This window comes from Pseudoxanthomonas sp. LjRoot204_2, assembly GCF_056175765.1.
The window spans coordinates 1-4,252 of record NZ_JBGFFG010000296.1 but is presented as its reverse complement, the minus strand read 5'-3'; the positions used below and the strand labels follow the sequence as shown (position 1 = coordinate 4,252).

Genomic DNA, 4,252 nt, shown 5'->3' with positions numbered 1-4,252 from the left:
GCCTACGGCCAGCGACTGCGCATCCGCCAGCGCCTGCTGGAAACGCGAGGTCAGTTTGTCCATCCGCATGGGGAGAACCTCAGAGAGTCAGGGGCCGGCGAACGCCAGCCGATGCTACCCAGATGCGGTTAAGCGGCGGTGTTTCAAGACCTGCTGAGACCCGGATTCACGTAGGGCGGGCCTTGGCCCACCGTCCGCGCATGCACCGGAAACGGCGGGCCAGGGCCCGCCTTACGGCTTCTTCTGCAGGGACAGGAGACCCAGCAGCACCGCCAGCGCCGCATACGCCCCGGTGAACTGCCACAGGATCGTCGCGCGCAGGCCGTCGACGTCCCACGGCAGGTAGATGCCGCCGCGCGGATCGACCGAATGGATGATGCCGAACAATGTCAGCACTGCGCCGACCAGCAACGCGACGACCGCACGGCCGTTGCGGCCGTCGATCATCGCCACCAGCGCGGTGGTCCAGATCATCGCGGTGATGATGAAGCCGTTGCCCAGGGTGACGATGGTGGCCAGGTCCGGCAGCCCGTGCCCGTCGACGCCTTCGTACAGGCCGGCGAAGTGGTCGGGCGCGATCCACGCCGGATTGCCGAACTTGATCGTCAGCAGGTACGCCACCGACGGCAGGAAGCCCAGCGCTACCGCGATGGCGTGCTTGCGCGGGGTTTCGGTGAATGCCTGCACGGTGATGTCCAGGCCCACGTAGACGATGATCGGCGCCAGCACCGCCACCGGCAGCCACTGCACCAGGCCCGACACGTAGCCGAGCACGCCGCCGAGGCCGATGAAGATGCCCGTCAGCAGCGTGTAGCCCTTGCGCGCGCCCATGTGCTTGTACGCGGGCTGGCCGATGTATGGCGTGGTCTGCGCGACGCCGCCGCAGACACCGGCGACCAGCGTGGACACCGCTTCGGCCAGCAGCACGTCGCGCGTACGGTAGTCGTCGCCCGCGGCGCGCGCGCTTTCGCTGACGTTGATGCCACCGACGACCATCAGCAGGCCGAACGGCAGCAGCAGCGGGAGATACGGCACGGTGTAGGCCAACCCATCGAGCCAGCCCAGCGTGGGCAGCGGCAGTGTCAGCGCGAGCGGCACCGCATCCGGCACCTTGAAGCCGGGCGCGCCCAGGCCGGCGAAACCGAGGCCGTAGTACAGCGCGGTGCCGACGATGAAGGCCAGCAGCACGCCGGGCAGYTTCACCGGCAGCTTGCCCTTCGCCACCAGCACGTACAGCAGCAGCCCGAAGGTGACGAAACCGACGATGGGCTGGCGCAGCGTTTCGATCAGCGGCAGGAAGCCGAGCAACGTCAGCGCCGCGCCACCGATCGACCCCAGCAGGCCCGCACGCGGCACCGCGCGCGTGACCGCATCGCCAAAGAACGAGAGCACCAGCTTCAATACGCCCATCACCACCAGCGCGGCCATGCCGAGTTGCCAGGTGGCGGTGGCCGCCGCCTGCTCGTCCATGCCGGCCTGCTTGAAGCCGACGAAGGCCGGGCCCAGCACCAGCAGCGCCATGCCGATGCTGGTCGGCGCATCCAGGCCCAGCGGCATCGCGGTGACGTCGTCCCGGCCGGTCTTCGCGGCCAGGCGATGCGCCATCCACGTGTAGATCAGGTTGCCGACCAGCACGCCCAGCGCGGTGCCCGGGAACATGCGGGTGAACACCACCTCGGCCGGGAACTGGAAGATGCCGATCAGCGCGGCGGCGATGAAACCGAGGATGGACAGGTTGTCCACCACCAGGCCGAAGAAGCCGTTGAGGTCGCCGGGTACGAACCAGCGGCGCACGGGGGAAGCCGATGCGGTCATGGAATCGGTAATCAGTGGGGTGGGCGGGAGGTCGCCAGCATAAGCGCCCGCGCGATCGGCGGGCGCACCGGGTTCAGAACGATACGTCCACCGCGTGGCGCGACCACAGCACCGACTGGTGGCCGGTCGCCTGCTTCCATGCCAGGCGGATCGCCTCGATGTCGGCGCGGCGCTGTGGGGTGTCCTCGTGCAGGACCACCAGCACCTTCGTCTTCAGGCGGTTGGGTTCCTTCGCGCCGCGGAACAGCCACTGGCCGTAGGCATCGAACACGGTCAGGCCATCGGGAAAGCGCGAGGTCACTTCCTCGTCCAGGAACGCGCGCCACGTCGCCTCGGTGATCGGCTCGGCCTGCGGACGGTCGGCCGGCCCCGTCTCTTCGCCCACCCCGAAATACAGCTCGCTGCGTACCCAGCCACTGGCGGTCGCGGGCCGCAACACGTCGCCCTGCAACGAGGCGGTGGGGGTGGCGGGAGAGGACGGCGGTGGCGTGGACACGCACCCGGCGAGCACAAGCAGGACCGACAACCAGACAGCGCGATGCGACATGGGGCAAACCTCGTGGGAGGAGGACAGGATGGAACATGCCGACGCGACGGCCATATGACGCGGCGGCATAAGCAGATGGGGAGCAGAGATGACGCAGCCGCCGCATCGCGACTTAATATATCGCTTCATCGCAATAAAGCGATAGACTTTATCCGGTTTCTCCCCTCGCCCCACGAGACTTTCCATGCCGCATCCGATCCTTGCCCCGCTGGGCGCCGCCATCGCCCTGGCGCTTGCCCTCCCCGCCGCTGCACAGACTTCCGGCGCCACCGACCTGGACGCCGTGATCGTCACCGGCACCCGCGCCACCGACCGCACCGCGCTGGAATCCACCTCGCCCATCGACGTGCTGACCGCCGAGGACATCCGCAAGGCCGGCGTGCTCAACGGCGAACTCGGCAGCGCGCTGCAGGCGCTGCTGCCGTCGCTGAACTTCCCGCGCCAGTCCAACTCCGGCGGCGCCGACCACATCCGCGCCGCACAGCTGCGCGGCCTGAGCCCCAACCAGGTACTGGTGCTGGTGAACGGCAAGCGCCGCCACACCAGCGCGCTGGTCAATACCGACAGCAAGATCGGCAAGGGCAACACGCCGGTGGACTTCAACGCCATCCCGGTCAGCGCGATCAAGCGCATCGAAGTGCTGCGCGACGGCGCGGGCGCCCAGTACGGCTCCGATGCCGTGGCCGGCGTCATCAACGTGATCCTCAACGACGCGCCGGAAGGCGGCGCCTTCGAAGCCAGCTACGGCGCGCACCACACGAAGGTGGAGCCGATCGACCAGACCGTCACCGACGGCCAGAGCGGCTTCTTCAGCGCGCAGGTCGGCGACCGCATCGGCGACGGCGGCTTCTTCCGGGTCGGCCTGGAGTACAAGCAGCGCGAGGGCACCAATCGCGCCGGCTTCGACCAGATCCCGTTCTTCGAGGAACAGACGCCCGACAACCTGGCCCTGGCCGGCCAGCGCAACTACGTGCTGGGCGACGGCAGCTCGCGCGACATCAACGCGTGGCTCAACGCGGCCATACCGCTGGGCGAATCGGCTGAGCTGTACGCCTTCGGCACCTACCACCAGAGCGATACCGAAGGCGCCAACTATTTCCGCTACCCCGATGGCGTGGCGAACTGGAAGGAGGTGTATCCGAACGGTTACCGCCCGATCTCGGAAGGCGACAACCTGGACCTGGCCGGCGTGGCCGGCGTGCGTGGGCAGTGGGGCGACTGGGACTACGACACCAGCCTCAACCACGGCCGCAACGCATTCACCTACCGCCTGCGCAATTCACTCAACGCCTCGCTCGGCCCGACCAGTCCGACCCGCTTCAAGACCGGCGATTACGACGCCGGCCAGACCCTGTTGAACCTGGACATCAGCCGCGTGTTCGGCGCGCATACGTTCGCCACCGGCGTGGAGTTCCGCCACGAAACCTTCGAGACCGGTGCCGGCGATCCGGCTTCGTACGCGGCCGGCCCCTACACCGATCGCCCGACCGGTTCGCAGGCCGGTGGCGGACTGACGCCGCAGGACACCGCCGACCTCGACCGCGACGTGTCCAGCGTCTACGCCAGCCTCAGCAGCCAGTGGGGCGAGAAATTCACCACCGACATCGCCGCGCGCTACGAGCACTACGACGACTTCGGTGTCGAGCTGACCGGCAAGCTGGCCGCCCGCTACGAATTCGCGCCCGCGTTCGCCCTGCGCGGCTCGGTGTCGAACAACTTCCGCGCGCCGTCGCTGAGCCAGATCGGCTTCGAATCCACGTCCACCGGCTATGACGCCTCGGGCCAGCTCACCCAGGGCCGCCTGCTGTCGGTCAACAACCCCATCGCCCGTGCGCTGGGCGCGCAGGACCTGGATCCGGAGAAGTCGCTGAACCTCAGCCTGGGCTTCAC

At 68.3% G+C, this 4,252-nt stretch carries 3 protein-coding genes; 1 reads left to right on the top strand and 2 read right to left on the bottom strand.

Features of this window, described 5'->3' with window-relative positions:
* Positions 1-231 precede the first annotated feature (231 nt).
* Positions 232-1,815: a hypothetical protein gene (locus AC04L7_RS13360; RefSeq protein WP_435997001.1), complete on the bottom strand. Its 1,584-nt coding sequence runs from the start codon at positions 1,813-1,815 to the stop codon at positions 232-234.
* A 73-nt stretch (positions 1,816-1,888) separates the two neighbouring features.
* Positions 1,889-2,362 carry a DUF3574 domain-containing protein gene (locus AC04L7_RS13355; RefSeq protein WP_435996999.1) on the bottom strand — a complete coding sequence of 158 codons (474 nt, stop codon included), beginning with the start codon at positions 2,360-2,362 and terminating at the stop codon, positions 1,889-1,891.
* 184 nt (positions 2,363-2,546) lie between these two features.
* On the opposite strand from AC04L7_RS13355, the gene AC04L7_RS13350 reads away from it, so the two are divergent.
* Positions 2,547-4,252, top strand: a 1,706-nt coding sequence (locus AC04L7_RS13350) for a TonB-dependent receptor plug domain-containing protein (protein ID WP_475513182.1), incomplete at its 3' end; no start/stop codon positions are given.